This is a genomic window from Neptunitalea lumnitzerae (assembly GCF_027924185.1).
GTDB classification, from domain to species: domain Bacteria; phylum Bacteroidota; class Bacteroidia; order Flavobacteriales; family Flavobacteriaceae; genus Neptunitalea; species Neptunitalea lumnitzerae.
Genome location: NZ_BRVO01000001.1, coordinates 1,539,823 through 1,556,309, shown reverse-complemented (window position 1 = coordinate 1,556,309; position 16,487 = coordinate 1,539,823). Strand labels below are relative to the sequence as shown.

Sequence of the window (16,487 nt, the reverse complement as noted above, 5' to 3'; positions counted from 1 at the left end):
TTGATTTATTTAGCGCATTTAGTACCTTTAAAAAAAATTACTAAATGCGCATTTTTTTTATAATCTGCTTTATCATCAGTCAATTATCATTTTCACAAAATGATATTGTTTACAAAAAAGTAGCATCTACTACTTTAGAGGCTGATTCTTTTTACGGGGTAGATGATTTTCTAAACTTATACTTTTCAAAAAAAAATGTGCTTTACAAACAAACAGATAAAACTACCTACCAATACAACAATCTCGTTTTAAGTAATATTGCCAGTGTAGACATACTAAACCCATTACGTATCACTGTATTTTATAAAAAGTTAAATACAGCTGAAGTTCTAGACAATAATTTAAACAGTGTATTGGAGATTAACTTTTCGTTACTAACTAATTTTAAAAACATACAATTTGCCACAACAGCAAATTCTAACAACAATTGGGTTTTTGATATGAACGCTCAGCAGTTGTTCATACACGATATAAACAAAGCGGAATTTCTCCCTATAGGTTTTCCTATTCAGGAAACCGTAATTGACATGAAATCTAACTACAACTTTTGTTGGTTACTTACCTCAAAACATATACTTAAATACAATACGTATGGCAGTCTTTTGAGTAAAATTCCGTTTGAGAACGGAAAAACCATGAGCTCCTATAAAAATAATGTAGTAATAGTTACTACAAACAATAAGATTTATAATCTAAACCAGACAGAATTAAAAGCAATATCGCTTCCCGAGTCTATTTTGATACAAGATATTTTTTTAAATAAAGAGAACTTATATATTTTTGACGGGACGAACAAATTAACAACATACTCCAAACAAAATATAGAATAATGCACATCGCAATAGCAGGAAATATTGGAGCCGGTAAAACAACATTAACAAAGTTATTGGCTAAACATTTTAATTGGGAACCACATTTAGAAGATGTAGTAGACAACCCCTACCTTGATGATTTTTACAACCAAATGGAACGTTGGAGTTTTAATTTACAAATTTACTTTTTGAACAGTAGATTTCGTCAAATACTTCAAATTAGAGAGAGTGGTAAAACTATTATACAAGATAGAACCATTTATGAAGATTCTCATATTTTTGCACCAAACTTACACGCAATGGGACTTATGACCAATAGAGACTTTGGTAACTATTCGTCATTATTTGAGCTAATGGAAAGCTTAGTACAAGCTCCAGACCTTTTAATTTACCTTAGAAGCTCTATACCCAATTTGGTAAAACAAATACATAAAAGAGGTAGAGATTATGAAAACACAATTTCTATAGACTACCTGAGTAGGTTAAACGAAAGATACGAAGCATGGATACAAGGCTACGATAGAGGAAAACTCCTTATCGTAGATGTAGACAATATAGATTTTGTAGAAAACCCTGAAGATTTAGGAGACATCATCAATAGAATTGACGCCGAGCTTAATGGTTTATTCTAATGAAAAACACCTTTTTTTGAAATGGTGTAACCATGGCTCTCATTCCAATCACTATCATAATGCCTAAGATTTAGCAATGCTTTTTCTTCGGCATTTTGGTAGCTACCAGTATCTGCTCCCATTCCATACGATATAAAATCTGAATTGGAACTTAAATTTCTCTTACTCTTAATAACAACCCAAAATCCACGTGGTGAAAAATGACCATGTTCCTCATGAGCAGATTGAAATATCACTTTACCTGATACTTTTTTCTTTAAATTTTTACGTGCTTTTGTATTAATCTTCACACCCTTACCCCAAGCTATTTGCCAGCCTATGGTAGATCCATTAGAAGATTTTGCGACCACAAAAGCAACGTGTGGAGCAGTATCAAAAAAACTCCGTTTTTCTGAAAACAGTTTTAATAATCTCATCGTGTTGGTTTAAGTTAGGCGCCACTAATTTCCTTCTTTTTTTTATCATACACAAACAAAAACCAATTCTCACATTCTTTTTAAAAAAAAATCCTCAACTACACGTAGGTAATTGAGGATTTCTTATTTTTTATACTATATGCACTAAAAGTCTATAGAATACTTCTTCTTTTCTTCTTCACTCATAGCTTCAAATCTATCTTTGGAATCTTGAATATACTTTAAAGCTTCATTTAAATCTCCCCATCCTTCTACTTCTACAAACTTTTGCTCTAAATCTTTATACACTTGAAAAAAGTGCTCAAACTCTTTTAAGGTATGAATGTTAAGATCTCCTAAATCATTCAACTTATTCATAATAGGATCTGATACAGGAACACAAATAATTTTTTCATCTGGTCCTTTATCATCAGACATTTTAAAAACTGCTATAGGCTTTACTTCTACAAGACAACCTGGAACGGTAGCCTCTGTAAAAAACACCATTGCATCTAACGGATCACCATCCTGAGCCATTGTTTCAGGAATAAATCCATAATCTGCAGGATAAAACATTGCAGAGTAAAGAACTCTATCAAATCTTATTCTTTTCTTATCAAAATCGTATTCATATTTGTTTCTACTTCCTTTTGGAATCTCCACAAGGACGTCAAAAGTAGGGATTTCGCTCATGATTTTTATTTACTTAAATGTATCGTTTTTCAAAAATAGATGAACGCCTATTAAAAAGCAAAATATATTCTACTTACTTGCTATATATTTAATGACGTTATGGTTAAAAAGAAAACCCAAAGGCTCCTGTTACACTAAAAGGTCTAGCCCCTGGAATATCTAAATAATTACCTCTAAAGTTAAAGTCTATTCTAAAAACTTTAAAAATATTACCTACCCCAAAAGAGTACTCCCAATAAGGCTCTGCATCAGGCGCTCTTAGCGGTATAGATGTAGGTGCGCTTAAAGCTATATTTTCATCAGATAAAGCTCCATAAACTCCTCTAACCCCAACAATTTCTCTCAAATTTAATTTGCGCAACATTGGTATTCTACCAAAAAGTCTTCCGTTAAAATTATGTTCTAAGTGAACAGACACATACGTATCTGTAACAAACTCATAAAAATCTAGATTAGGAAACGTATTAAATATAGAAAAATACGTTTGGTTACCTGGTATTACACTTAGCAACCCAAGCGGCACTTCTCCAAAGGTTTTACCTGCTTCTAGGGTACTTGTTAACCTACCAAAACCACCCACATTTATAGGCTGCCTGTAATACAATTGCAGTTTCTGATAATCAAAATCACTATTCAATACATCTTTAATACCTGATGTATATAACAAAGCATACCTAGCATAATCATCATTAACATCTATTCGCTCTACCCCATATCCCATTGTTTTTCTTTTAGGAGTAAATTCTATAGAGGTCATCATCTCAAACTGATTGGTTTCACTTTCTACACCAGTAGGCGATTCAATATCTACATAACTTAAACTAAAAGTTTCTGGCAACGCAGAACGTAAACTTCTATGAGAACCCTGCACTTTAAAAACAAAATTCTTAGCAGGCTCAAACTCTACTGCCAATGTAGATAGTTTAATATCTGTTAACGTATTATTAGACCCCGTAGTAAATACTGAAGATGAAGCAAAACTTCTACCAAGCACATCATTAGTAGCGGTTAAACTTACCCCTATTTGCTCTACATCTCTTCTATTACCTCCAGAAAGTATTAAACGCGTTTTTCTGTCTAATAAAACCTTACCTGAAATACCATATTTAAATTGGTTATCTTTAAAACCATAAGCAGTATAACCTTCTATACGCCACATATCATTACGGCCAAAATAGGTTCTACCTCCAACGCGTAATCGTACTCCCTCCTTCTCATTATAACCAAAGGTTGAAAAGATTGGTCCGTAATCAAAATTATATTTATCTACCTCTATATACCCCGATCCTAAAATACTAGCTAAGCTATAAAGCTTTTTAAATTTTGGTACCGTTTTAAGCGTATCCAACATGGTATACACTTTTTTCTCATCTTCGTTTAATTTTTCTAACCTACTAGTCTCCCAAAAGGCCTCATCTCTGTTATACGCCTTTTCATTATAAGGGTCTACCTTAGCTTCATAAAAACTTCTTGGTTTTTCTTTGTCAAAAACATAATTATCATAAACAGTAGTTCGTTTACCGTAAATACCTTTAGACTTCTCCTTTTTATTCAAACTAAAATCACTCATCATGTAATCGCGCTTCAATAAAAAAGTAGAATCATTAACTACTTCAAACTCCTGTTCTATATAAATATCTTTAACCCAGTTAATATTAGCACTTCTGGTTACTTGCAGGTTAATATCTTTAATAGCAAACGTGGTATCATTTACCCAAAAGTCTCCTTTAAAAGTAAGTTCGTTTTTTCGTCTGGGATAGTACACAATATTATAACACCACTTATTATCTATAAAAGCACTGTCATTTAACACGTAGTTGTATACATCTATACCAGTTCTAGAAAGAGGACTCACAAAACTTTTATCAAAAAACACCAAGTAGTTATTATAAATATCGTAGTCGGTATATAAATCTTGTATAAATGAAATAATATTTTGATTAGAGCTAAAACCAGAGTTTCGGTTACCAGTAAGGCGTTCCACTTCCTTCCCTAGATTATTATCGCCATATACTTCATACACAGCTTCATTAATAAACATAGGCAGGTAGGTTTTACCTGTAATTCTAGAGGTATCAATTTCTTCAAAAATAAACTCCATTCCTTTAAAGAGTTTACTTTTCATCATAGCACTATCTATCGAGTTTAAATCAAACTCAACCTTTTCATATTTATCGTATTCAAATTGTTTGTATTGGTGTAAGCCATTAACTCTTTTTTTTGCCCAAATTTTTCTTAAAATGTCAATAGCTGGGTTGTTCTTTTTAGACATATTACCAGAGTACACAACAACTTCTTCAAGCTGCTCTCCTTCGGTTAAAACAACTTCTATATCGTACGTAACTCTTTTGGTTAAATCTATTTCTTGAGTAGCAAAACCTAAAAGAGACACCACCAATGTCTTATAGGTTTCATCGGTATCTAAATAAAAACTACCATCATCATTGGTAATAACACCAACAGAAGGGTTTTCTTTAAACATTACGTTAGCAAATGCTACGGGGGCTCCTGCCTCATCTTTAACTGTTCCCCCTACTTTGGTTTGGGCTATAAGAGAACAAGAAAAGAGCAAGAAGTAGTAAACTAATATTTTTTTGCTCATGTATTTTATAAAAGTATGGTCCAAAATAAAAAAACTTCACCTAACGGTGAAGTTTTTAAACGCTAAAGTTGCATTTTTATTTGTACATAACTTTTTTTACAGCTTTAATAACATCTCCACTATTAGGCAACCATTCTTTCAATAAAGCAGGAGAATATGGTGCTGGGGTATCAGCCGTATTAATTTTTTGAACAGGAGCATCTAAATAATCAAATGCCTGAGATTGTACTTGGAAAGTAATTTCAGTAGCTACGTTACCAAATGGCCAAGCTTCTTCTAAAATTACCAAACGGTTTGTTTTCTTTACAGATTTTATAATAGTATCATAATCCATAGGACGAATGGTACGAATATCTATAACCTCACAACTAATACCTTCTTTAGCTAATTCATCAGCAGCTACGTAAGCCTCTTTGATGATTTTACCAAAAGAAACAATAGTCACATCAGTACCTTCTCTTTTAATATCGGCAACCCCTAATGGAATTGTGTATTCTCCTTCTGGCACCTCACCTTTGTCTCCGTACATTTGCTCAGACTCCATAAAGATAACAGGATCGTTATCTCTAATAGCAGACTTTAAAAGCCCTTTTGCATCATAAGGATTAGAAGGAACAACCACTTTTAACCCAGGACAGTTAGCATACCAACTTTCAAAAGCTTGAGAGTGAGTAGCCGCTAATTGACCAGCAGAAGCTGTAGGCCCTCTAAAAACGATAGGACAGTTAAATTGCCCACCTGACATTTGACGTATTTTAGCAGCGTTGTTTATTATTTGGTCTATTCCTACCAATGAGAAGTTAAAGGTCATAAACTCAACTATCGGACGGTTACCATTCATAGCAGAACCAACTGCTATACCTGCAAAACCAAGTTCGGCAATAGGAGTATCAATTACACGTTTAGGACCAAATTCGTCTAACATACCTTTAGATGCTTTATAAGCACCGTTGTATTCTGCAACTTCCTCACCCATTAGATAAATTGTATCATCTGTGCGCATTTCCTCGCTCATGGCTTCGCAAACTGCTTCTCTAAATTGAATTGTTCTCATTGAAACTTTTTTGAATATGTTTATCTCTATATATTATTAAGCAGATTTTTAATCGGCTCCACAAAAATAGTAATTCTTTAAAACTATTTTAATATCTAGCCCATTAAAAAAACACAAAATAGTGTTTAATTCACGCTTTTTATTATTTCAAAAAAAAATATAACACCCTTTTAAATGAGTTGTACTGAAATAAGCACTTGTAACAGCTACTATCTAAACAAAATTATAGGGTAGTCAAAAATTTAAAATTACCTTTACAACTCGCAACCTTCCCAGCTCATAAGACAAAATTTTTAAAAAGAAAAAATTTATTATGCATGCATAGTATATTTTAAAAATTATCATTAACTTCGTAATCAAATTATTGATTTCTCAAAAAAAAGATAGTAAAATGAAGATATTAGTTTGCATTAGTCATGTACCTGACACAACTTCTAAAATAAACTTTACCAATAACAACACTGAGTTTGATAAAAACGGTGTACAATTTGTTATTAATCCTAACGATGAATTTGGACTTACAAGAGCCATGTGGTTTAAAGAAAAGCAAGGCGCTACGGTTACCGTTATAAATGTAGGTACTGCAGAAACAGAACCTACACTAAGAAAAGCTTTGGCTATAGGTGCCGATGATGCTATTAGAATTGACGCCGAACCTACCGATGGTTTTTTTGTTGCAAAACAATTAGCCAAAGTAATTTCTGAAAACCAATTTGACCTTATAATCGCTGGTAGAGAATCTATTGATTACAATGGAGGCATGGTACCTGGCATGCTTGCCGAGCTTATTGGCGCAAACTTTGTAAATATGTGCATTGGTTTAGAAGTAGATGGCACTACTGCAAAAGCTACACGCGAAATTGACGGCGGAAAAGAAGAATTAGAAACTACCCTACCTTTAGTTATTGGAACTCAAAAAGGAATTGTAGAAGAAAAAGACTTAAGAATTCCTAACATGAGAGGAATTATGATGGCTCGTAAAAAACAACTAACTATTGTTGCTGCAGATGATACTACAGCTACTACAACAATTAGTGGTTTTGAAAAACCTGCTCCTAAAGGAGAAGTAAAATTAGTAAGTCCAGATAATTTAGACGAGCTAATTAATTTACTACACAATGAAGCCAAAGTAATTTAAGTCTAATTTTAAAAACGTAAAAACATGTCAATTTTAATATATACAGAGTCAGAAAACGGAACACTTAAAAAAGCAGCATTTGAGGTAGCATCTTACGCAGCAGCACTTGCAGCTAACGCAGGCAGCACCGTTACCGCAGTAACCATAAACTCCGACAACACAGAAGAGCTATATAAATATGGTGTGCATAAAATTCTTAAAGTATCTAATGATGCTTTAACTACGTTTAACGCTGCACTATATGCAGATGTAATAAAACAGGCATTTGACCAAGAGAATGCAAAAACGTTAGTTTTAGGTTCTGCTGCTAACGACAAATATTTAGCACCGCTTTTAGCTATAAAACTAAATGCGGGTTATGTACCAAACGTAGTAGCATTACCAGAAAGCACCAGTCCGTTAACATTAAAAAGAACAGCTTTTACTAACAAAGCATTTAGTTTAACACAAGTAACTACCGAGAACGCTATTATCGGCTTAGCTAAAAATTCATTTGGCTTAAAAGAAGCTACTACAACAGGCGCTACAGAAGACTTTGCTCCTACCCTACCTGCTAGCAACACTAAAGTTACTAACACCGACAAAGCTACCGGTAAAGTTACTATTGCAGATGCAGAAATTGTGGTTTCTGGAGGAAGAGGACTTAAAGGACCAGAAAGCTGGGGAATGATTGAAGAATTAGCAGAGACATTAGGCGCTGCTACTGCTTGTTCAAAACCAGTATCTGACCTAGGTTGGAGACCTCATGGTGAACACGTAGGGCAAACAGGAAAACCTGTTGCTTCTAATTTATACATTGCCGTAGGTATCTCAGGCGCTATTCAACATTTAGCTGGGGTAAACGCCTCTAAAGTAAAAGTAGTGATAAACAACGATCCGGAAGCTCCATTTTTCAAGGCGGCAGATTACGGGGTTGTTGGCGATGCCTTTGAAGTAGTACCTGCTTTAATAGAAAAATTAAAAGAATATAAGGCGAATAACGCATAATTTTTTTAACTTACGCCTCTCAAAAAGGCTGTCTAAATATAAGCCTATTTAGACAGCCTTTTTTTATATGAAGTTATGTGTTTATGAGTCTAGTAAAACTGAATATTAAAGGGATATCTTATAGTCAAACTCAAAATGGCGCCTACGCCCTTATACTAAATGAAGTTGACGGAGATAGAAAATTACCTATTGTAATTGGTGCGTTTGAAGCTCAATCTATTGCAATTGCTCTAGAAAAAGAAATTAAGCCCCCAAGACCCTTAACACATGATTTATTCAAAAACTTTGCTGATAGGTTTGATATTGTTGTTAAACAAGTAATCATCCATAAATTAGTAGATGGTGTTTTCTACTCTAGCATAATATGCGAAAGAGATCGTATTGAAGAAATAATTGATGCGAGAACAAGTGACGCCATTGCACTAGCCCTTCGATTTGAAGCGCCTATTTTCACCTATAAAAATATTTTAGATAAAGCAGGCATTCATTTGAATTTTGAAGGCAGCACAGATTCAGATCCTTCTGATGATGTATTGGTTAATGAAGTAATAGAACCAGATACAGAAAATGTAGAAACCACATCTTCTGATTCCTATAAAACATATTCTCTTAAAGAACTTCATACCATGTTAGAAACAGCTGTGAATAATGAAGACTACGAAAAAGCAGCTCGTATTCGAGACGAAATTTCTAAAAGAGAGCAGAAATAACCCATAAATAGCACTACATGAATAAGTTTCTTTGCCTGATTATTGCCTTAATATGCAGTATCAACACTATAAACGCTCAAGATAAGATTGAAAAAAAATGGATTGATGCAGAAAAGAACATCTTAGAGTTTAGTCAAGGAAAGTTTACATACAAAAACAATCAAGAAAATTTAAAAGGAGACTATTTATACCAAAATAACATTGTTGTTTTGTATTACCAACAACCTACAGATTCTACAGTAACGTACAGAATTTCTGAACTAACCGACTCTACTTTTATCTTTTCAAACAAACAAGATAAGTTTGCTTTCAACACTGTTAAAGCTCCGGTAAAAGAAGTTATTAAATTAGAAAGTAAAGGGTTTTCTTTTCATAACCTATGGAGAGGAGCCTTGGGTATGGTTTTAATATTGCTAATTGCTTACGCTTTTAGTTCTGACAAGAAACGTGTACCATGGAAACTTGTAGGCTTTGGTATTTTGGCACAAGTTTGTATTGCTATTGGTATAATTTATATACCTGCTATACAATGGTTTTTTGATGTAGTAAGTGGTGCTTTTGTAACTATTTTAGATTTTACTAGAGCGGGTAGTACCTTTTTATTAGGCGATAAATTAATGGACTCTCAATCTTTTGGGTTTGTTTTCTTATTTCAAATTTTACCAACCGTAATATTTTTCTCTGCGCTTACCTCTTTATTTTTCTACTTGGGTGTCTTACAAATTATTGTAAAAGGCCTTGCTTGGGTTATGACCAAAGGATTAAAAATTTCAGGAGCAGAAAGTTTGGCCGTTGCAGGTAACATATTCTTAGGACAAACTGAGGCCCCTCTAATGATTAAAGCCTACTTAGAACGTATGAATAAGTCTGAGATATTTCTGGTAATGGTAGGTGGTATGGCCACGCTAGCTGGTGGTGTTTTAGCTGCTTATATAGATTTATTAGGTAGTGGAGACGACGCCATGCGTTTGTTATTTGCCAAGCAATTATTAATGGCTTCTATTATGGCAGCTCCAGGTGCTATTGTAATAGCTAAAATTATGGTGCCTCAAACAGAAGGTATTGACACTTCTGTAAAAGTATCGTCAGATAAAATAGGATCTAACTTTTTAGATGCTATTGCCGTTGGTACTACAGAAGGTTTAAAACTAGCTGCAAACGTTGGTGCTATGTTATTAGTTTTTGTTGCTTTTATTGCTATGATTAATGGCTTATTAGGCTGGATAGGAGATTTTACTTCTTTAAACGCTACTATTGCAGCAGCAACCGATCAGAAATACGATGCACTTTCTCTAGAATATATTTTAGGAACGGTTTTTTCTCCGCTAGCTTACGGAATTGGTGTAAATTGGGAAGACGCTAATTTAGTTGGCCGTTTATTAGGAGAAAAGCTAATTGCCTCAGAATTTATTGCCTACAATAGCTTAAACAGTTTAAAAAATGCTGGTGCTTTTATAGAAATGAAGTCTATAGTAATATCTACTTTTATGCTATCAGGCTTTGCTAATATTGCTTCTATTGGTATTCAAATTGGTGGTATTGGGTCTTTAGCTCCTGGTAAAAGAGCACTACTTTCTAAGTATGGTTTAAAAGCTATGATTGGCGGTATGTTAGCTTCACTTTTATCAGCAGCGCTTGCAGGTATTTTAATTGGGTAATAATTCTTTTTCAGGAATTTTAAAGGAGATTAACACCTCATCTTCTACCTTAATTAACCCCATCATTTTAGTGGGTGGTACAGCTTTAAAATCTGACAAACTAACCTTTTGTGAGCCTTCTAAGTATGTTTTACTGCCATACTTTACCCTAGATAGGGTTAACTTATAATACTGGCTTATATTTTTTAAAGTAAGTTTAAACTTTATTACTTTCTCTGTATCACTCTTGGTAGTTTCTATTTCGGCTATGGTAAGTTTTGCATGCGGATAATTATCTGCATTAAACAACTCTAACAAATCCCTTTCCATCATTTTTTTAGGGCAATCAAATTGCACCAAAGGAAATAGAATAGCAACATTTTTATCTACTTCTGTATAAACAAAGTCAGCCTCGTTACAAACACAACTAAAACTATTTACATTCGTAAATATATCTACTTTAATTTTGCCTTGTGCTTTAGCCTGTGTATGCAATAACATAAAAAACAAGCTACATATTACGGTTACTACTGTTTTCATACTAATACAATGATAAGAAGATAAAACAAGAAAGCAGTACAACTTTATTTTAAAGATATGTACTGCTTTCTATTTTAATGACTACTCTATAACTATTACTTACACTATATACTTATTTTAGTTAGTGCGTGGTGTGCTTAGAAAGAAATTACAGCTTCAACCATAAATCCTTTAAACTCTCCACCTTCTAAAATACTTCCTGCAGGATAATCTTTATATTGTTGGTTAACATATTCTAATTTTGCTAACACATTGTTTGTTAAGAACCAACCAGCACCTGCTTGAATTCTGTTGATGTTCACTTCTTCATCAAATCCGTTTAATTCAGCATTTACAGTTGTATATCTACCACCTACGTAGAAGTTTTCATTAGCTCCAAATCTGTATAATAACTCTCCAGCTAATTGAGTTGCGTTTCTGTTTTCAGTTTCAGCAGCAGTTCTACCACTACTAAATTCTGCTGTACCAAAGAACTCTAATCCGTTATATTTCACAAATGGGTTGAACATAAGAGCGTGAACTTTGTAGTTAAACCCTGGGTTAACTCTACCTGAACGGAAGTAGCTAGAAAAATCTCCTTCTGCAGCTTCTGGCTCCATTACGTAGTAGTATCTAGATCCACCTCTGTCACCAGCATATAAGGTATTGTTAGCAGATTTGTTAGTTGAATAGTAAGAACCTGTTAATCTTGTTCTTAATTCATCGTTGATTTGTTTGTCAAATCCTAATTTAAAGTAAATAGAAGGGTCTGCAGCTTCGTGAGTAGTAACATCACCTTTAATCTCACCATTAGAAGCACCAACCATTGCTAAAAATCCATTTTTTTGATAGTAAACCTCACCTGCAATTTCTGTTGCAAAAGCATCCATTAATAAGTTACCTACAAATGGGTTATAAATTGCGTTACCATTATCTGTACGTCTAAAGTGACCATCACCATAGTTAATTTCCATGTGCCCCACTTTAATAGTCACGTTTTCCATTAATTTATCTAACGCTTCACTGTTTACAAAAGGAAGTTTATCAAACTGAATGTATCCACCTTTTACCCATGTTTCTTCGTGGTGTCTAGAAGATAAATACGTTACTAAGTTCATACGTACACCTTCTGCTAACTGAACATCAAAGTTTAAGTTTGCTGTAGCAAGGTTAAACTCGTTACCTATATCTGCTAAAGGTACACCAGACTCATTAGAGTGCTCTAACCCTTGAAATTGTAATGCAAATGCACCACCAACTCTAACTTTCACTTTATCAAAAGCAGCGCTATCTACTTTTGTTGTTTCAAACTTATTTATACTTTTCTTTCCTGGTTCATTGTAATAACCCATCTCGGTTTCCTGTGCTAAACCTGTTCCTGTTACTAACACCATTACCAATAGTACTAATAACCAATTTAATTGCTGTTTCATGATTTTAATAATTGTTGAGTTAAAAAATTTATTTAGTTGTTAGAGAGATGTTGTAATGAATACTAACCTCTTCACCTGTTTTTATAGTTCCGAACATAGCTGTTGGAGGGTCTATTTTAAATTCAGCTAATTTGAAAGCTTTACTACCGTTTAATTCTAAAGTTGATCCTTCATATCCAAGCTTTACTATAGTTTCAAAATACTTAGTTACTCCTGCCATGGTCATTTGTCCTTTAAATTTTGCAGTTCCATCAGCATTCATAATTACTTCCGATCCTTTATAAGTAACTTTAGGATTATTTTCCTCCTTAAGTGCTTCATACATTTTCTTATCCATTGCTCCTTTACCACTATCTAAAGAGGTAACATTAAAGCTAAAGTTAAAGTCACTTAATTTGGTAACTTTACCATTCTCTACGGTAGCATTAATAGTTCCTGAAAAACTTTTAACAGCACAATGCCAATCGTGTAAGCTTGAAGTACCACTAACTGATAATTCAGATTTTGCTGCATCAGCTGTATATGTTTGGGCGTTTCCTAGTACAAGTCCTAAAACTGTAAATAGTAATGTAAAAACCAATCGTTTCATTTTTATTTGTTTTAATTTTACAGTTCAAAACTACTTTGAAGATTTTCAAAAGCACATGATAATTATCAGTTCTCACGTGAGAAAATTATCACCGAATTACGGATATTAATTTTCAAAGTGTTTTTTAGTAGGAATTTTACATTTACAACTGTATTTTATTGAGATATGTGAATTTTTTGTATCTTCATGTAAATACCAAATACAAAGCATTATATGAAACAATATCATGACCTTCTGCAGCACATTCTAGACCACGGTAATACTAAAGAAGACCGTACAGGTACTGGTACTAAAAGCGTATTTGGATATCAAATGCGATTTGATTTAAGTGAAGGATTTCCTATGGTTACTACCAAGAAATTACATTTAAAGTCTATTATCTATGAATTACTTTGGTTTTTAAAAGGAGATACCAATATTAAATACTTAACAGATAATGGTGTTAGAATTTGGAACGAATGGGCCAATGAAGATGGTGATTTAGGTCCTATTTACGGCCATCAATGGCGTAATTGGAACGGAGAAGAAATTGACCAGATTAAAGATATCATTGAAACTATAAAGAAAAACCCAGACAGTAGAAGAATGCTAGTGTCTGCCTGGAACCCAAGTGTGATGCCTAACACCTCTGTTTCGTTTGCAGAAAATGTAGCCAATGGTAAAGCTGCTTTGCCACCTTGCCACGCTTTCTTTCAATTTTATGTAGCTAACAACAAATTATCTTGTCAATTATACCAACGTAGTGCCGATGTATTTTTAGGAGTACCTTTTAACATTGCATCTTATGCGTTACTTACTATGATAGTTGCTCAGGTTTGCGGGTATGAGCCAGGAGACTTTATTCACACCTTTGGTGATGTACATATTTACAACAACCATATAGAACAAGTGAAACTTCAATTATCAAGAGAACCAAGAACTCTACCTACTATTAAAATTAATCCGGATGTAAAAGAAATTTTTGATTTTGAGTTTGAAGATTTTACTCTTGAAAATTATGATCCGCACCCGCATATAAAAGGAGCTGTAGCCATCTAAAATAATTGCATTAACAAGGTTTTAACCATTATTTTAATAATTTTTAAAACCATTCACTGTATATTTAAGGATAATTCAAAAAAATGAATTATCCTTTTTTTTATGGTTTTAACAGATACGCTACTTGAACTCTTTTTAGAAACCCGTTCAACCTCTGAGCAAATTTGTGCTCCGTTAGAAACTGAAGATTATGTGGTACAACCCGTTGCAGATGTTTCTCCGCCTAAATGGCACCTAGGACATACCACTTGGTTTTTTGAAGAATTCATTCTTAAACCTTATACCCCAGGCTACAAATTGTTTGACGAAAGTTTTTCTTTTGTTTTTAATAGCTACTATGAAACGGTTGGTAAAAGAGTAGTGAGAGCAAATAGAGGTAATTTATCTCGCCCTTCTGTTACTAAAATATACGAATACCGAAATTATGTAACCAATGCTATTTCTGTATTTTGGCAAAAAGGACGTATTGACAAGGAAATTGCAGCAGTTTTAGAAATTGGTATCCACCATGAAAAGCAACATCAAGAACTTTTAATTACTGATATTAAATTTATTTTAGGTCACAATCCTTTGTTACCAGCTTACGGAAACGCTATAGAAGCACACGAAAAAGAAGAAACATTTCCTGAATTTATAACCATTGAAGAAGGTCTTTATACTATAGGCCATACCGATGCTTCTTTTTGTTATGATAATGAAATGGGCGCGCATAAAGTATTTGTTAATGAATATCAAATTTCAAATTCATTGGTAACAAATGGTGATTACATAGATTTTATTAACGATGGCGGCTATTCAAATTTTGAATATTGGCATGCCGAAGGGCTAGACTGGGTTAAACAACACCAAGTGAAAGCCCCAATGTACTGGCACTTTATTGATGATGAATGGCACCATTACACCCTCAGCGGATTACAAAAAATCGACAAAGAAACTCCATTAACTCATATTTCTTATTACGAAGCCTTTGCCTTTGCACAATGGAAAGGACTTAGACTACCTACAGAGTTTGAGTGGGAAATAGCTAGCGGATTATTTGAATGGGGAAAACGTTGGGAATGGACAGAAAGTGCCTACCTACCCTACCCCAATTATAAAAAACCTACAGGTGCCTTAGGAGAATATAATGGTAAATTTATGGTAAGCCAAAAGGTTTTAAGAGGAGGTTCTATAGCTACCCCAGAAAAACATACTCGAAACACTTACAGAAACTTTTTTCATCCTTCACAAAGATGGCAATTTACAGGTATTAGACTTGCTAAATAAAACAAACCCTATGAAAACAAAATCGGCACACATATTTAAGTCTTCTTTTGAAGAAGATGTTTATAAAGGCTTAATGTCTTTCCCTAAAAAATTATCCTCTAAATATATTTACGATTCTGAGGGCGATAAGTTATTCCAGCAAATAATGCAATTACCGGAATACTATCTTACCAGATGTGAATATGAAATACTGAACACTGAAAAAACTAATATTTGTAAAGCCTTTGATACAACACAAGAAGGTTTTGACCTTATAGAACTAGGTGCCGGAGATGGCACCAAAACAAAAGTATTACTGAAAGAGTTAACAACAGGAAACTACAGCTTCACCTATAAACCGATAGATATAAGTCAAAACGCTTTAGATCAATTACAAGCATCTATTCATACCGAACTACCAAAAGTGGCAATAGCACCACAGCAAGGAATGTATTTTGAGGTTTTAAAACAACTTAAGAGTATTTCCTCTAGAAAAAAGGTTATTATGATGTTGGGGTCTAACTTAGGGAACCTACCCCACCCAATGGCTATCGATTTTTTAAAACAAATAAAAGAGGCAATGAACCCCAATGATCTTTTATTTATGGGGCTTGACATGAAAAAGCATCCGCAACAAATTATAAATGCTTACAACGACCCCAAAGGAGTTACAGCTGCTTTTAATAAGAACTTACTACATAGAATTAATAAAGAGCTAGATGCTAATTTTAATTTGGCTAACTTTATGCATTGGGAAACCTATGACCCTGAAACAGGAACCGCTAAAAGCTATTTGGTTGCTACCAAAAAACAAGAGGTAGATATTAATGCTTTAGATATGAAAGTGAAATTTGATGAATGGGAAACCATACATACTGAAATCTCACAAAAGTATGATGACACTATTGTAAAATGGCTAGCAAACCAAACCGGACTTAATTTAGTAAATAGTTTTACCGACGCTAAAAAATGTTTTAAGAATTACTTATTTAAATCTTCATAG

At 33.7% G+C, this 16,487-nt stretch carries 16 protein-coding genes; 9 read left to right on the top strand and 7 right to left on the bottom strand.

Annotated features, from left to right (window positions below; translation table 11 throughout):
• The first annotated feature begins 44 nt into the window (after nt 1–44).
• Both Y10_RS07015 and Y10_RS07010 read left to right on the top strand, forming a co-directional pair.
• Nucleotides 45–830, top strand: coding sequence for a hypothetical protein (locus tag Y10_RS07015; RefSeq protein WP_281764646.1), 786 nt, complete (start codon nt 45–47; stop codon nt 828–830).
• Nucleotides 830–1,444: a deoxynucleoside kinase gene (locus Y10_RS07010; RefSeq protein ID WP_281764645.1), complete on the top strand. Its 615-nt coding sequence runs from the start codon at nt 830–832 to the stop codon at nt 1,442–1,444. Before Y10_RS07015 ends, Y10_RS07010 begins: the two co-directional genes overlap by 1 nt.
• Here the strand turns inward: Y10_RS07010 and Y10_RS07005 are convergent.
• From Y10_RS07005 to Y10_RS06990, 4 genes are all read right to left on the bottom strand, one after another.
• Nucleotides 1,441–1,860 carry a hypothetical protein gene (locus Y10_RS07005; RefSeq protein WP_281764644.1) on the bottom strand — a complete coding sequence of 140 codons (420 nt, stop codon included), beginning with the start codon at nt 1,858–1,860 and terminating at the stop codon, nt 1,441–1,443. The genes Y10_RS07010 and Y10_RS07005 overlap by 4 nt on opposite strands.
• Before the next feature lie 144 nt (nt 1,861–2,004).
• Nucleotides 2,005–2,532 carry an inorganic diphosphatase gene (locus Y10_RS07000; RefSeq protein WP_281764643.1) on the bottom strand — a complete coding sequence of 176 codons (528 nt, stop codon included), beginning with the start codon at nt 2,530–2,532 and terminating at the stop codon, nt 2,005–2,007.
• A 103-nt stretch (nt 2,533–2,635) separates the two neighbouring features.
• A complete protein-coding gene (locus Y10_RS06995; RefSeq protein ID WP_281764642.1) occupies nt 2,636–5,134 on the bottom strand; it encodes a DUF5686 and carboxypeptidase-like regulatory domain-containing protein in 2,499 nt (832 codons plus the stop codon).
• A gap of 76 nt (nt 5,135–5,210) precedes the next feature.
• On the bottom strand, nt 5,211–6,206 hold the full coding sequence (locus Y10_RS06990; RefSeq protein ID WP_281764774.1) for a pyruvate dehydrogenase complex E1 component subunit beta: 996 nt from the start codon (nt 6,204–6,206) through the stop codon (nt 5,211–5,213).
• A 373-nt stretch (nt 6,207–6,579) separates the two neighbouring features.
• Between Y10_RS06990 and Y10_RS06985 the strand changes: the two genes are divergently transcribed.
• From Y10_RS06985 to Y10_RS06970, 4 genes are all read left to right on the top strand, one after another.
• Nucleotides 6,580–7,326, top strand: a complete 747-nt coding sequence (locus Y10_RS06985) for an electron transfer flavoprotein subunit beta/FixA family protein (RefSeq protein WP_281764641.1) — start codon at nt 6,580–6,582, stop codon at nt 7,324–7,326.
• Between the two features lie 24 nt (nt 7,327–7,350).
• Entirely contained in the window at nt 7,351–8,313 is a 963-nt protein-coding gene (locus Y10_RS06980; protein ID WP_281764640.1) for an electron transfer flavoprotein subunit alpha/FixB family protein, read from the top strand.
• 83 nt (nt 8,314–8,396) lie between these two features.
• Nucleotides 8,397–9,023 (top strand): bifunctional nuclease family protein, encoded by a 627-nt coding sequence (locus Y10_RS06975; RefSeq protein WP_281764639.1) that lies wholly within the window; start codon nt 8,397–8,399, stop codon nt 9,021–9,023.
• Nucleotides 9,024–9,040: 17 nt separating this feature from the next.
• The gene (locus Y10_RS06970) at nt 9,041–10,681 is read left to right on the top strand and encodes a NupC/NupG family nucleoside CNT transporter (protein ID WP_281764638.1); all 1,641 of its coding nucleotides are present in this window, start codon (nt 9,041–9,043) and stop codon (nt 10,679–10,681) included.
• Here the strand turns inward: Y10_RS06970 and Y10_RS06965 are convergent.
• The 3 genes from Y10_RS06965 to Y10_RS06955 all read right to left on the bottom strand — a co-directional run bounded on the left by Y10_RS06965 (nt 10,670) and on the right by Y10_RS06955 (nt 13,201).
• On the bottom strand, nt 10,670–11,200 hold the full coding sequence (locus Y10_RS06965; RefSeq protein ID WP_281764637.1) for a YceI family protein: 531 nt from the start codon (nt 11,198–11,200) through the stop codon (nt 10,670–10,672). The two genes, Y10_RS06970 and Y10_RS06965, sit on opposite strands and share 12 nt — an antisense overlap.
• A 137-nt stretch (nt 11,201–11,337) precedes the next feature.
• Nucleotides 11,338–12,612 carry a hypothetical protein gene (locus tag Y10_RS06960; RefSeq protein WP_281764636.1) on the bottom strand — a complete coding sequence of 425 codons (1,275 nt, stop codon included), beginning with the start codon at nt 12,610–12,612 and terminating at the stop codon, nt 11,338–11,340.
• A 28-nt stretch (nt 12,613–12,640) separates the two neighbouring features.
• Nucleotides 12,641–13,201, bottom strand: a complete 561-nt coding sequence (locus Y10_RS06955; protein WP_281764635.1) for a YceI family protein — start codon at nt 13,199–13,201, stop codon at nt 12,641–12,643.
• 213 nt (nt 13,202–13,414) lie between these two features.
• On the opposite strand from Y10_RS06955, the gene Y10_RS06950 reads away from it, so the two are divergent.
• The 3 genes from Y10_RS06950 to Y10_RS06940 all read left to right on the top strand — a co-directional run bounded on the left by Y10_RS06950 (nt 13,415) and on the right by Y10_RS06940 (nt 16,487).
• Complete coding sequence (locus Y10_RS06950) at nt 13,415–14,239, top strand: thymidylate synthase (RefSeq protein ID WP_281764634.1); 825 nt, start codon at nt 13,415–13,417, stop codon at nt 14,237–14,239.
• Between the two features lie 102 nt (nt 14,240–14,341).
• On the top strand, nt 14,342–15,505 hold the full coding sequence (egtB, locus tag Y10_RS06945) for an ergothioneine biosynthesis protein EgtB (protein ID WP_281764633.1): 1,164 nt from the start codon (nt 14,342–14,344) through the stop codon (nt 15,503–15,505).
• 10 nt (nt 15,506–15,515) lie between these two features.
• The gene (locus tag Y10_RS06940) at nt 15,516–16,487 is read left to right on the top strand and encodes an L-histidine N(alpha)-methyltransferase (RefSeq protein WP_281764632.1); all 972 of its coding nucleotides are present in this window, start codon (nt 15,516–15,518) and stop codon (nt 16,485–16,487) included.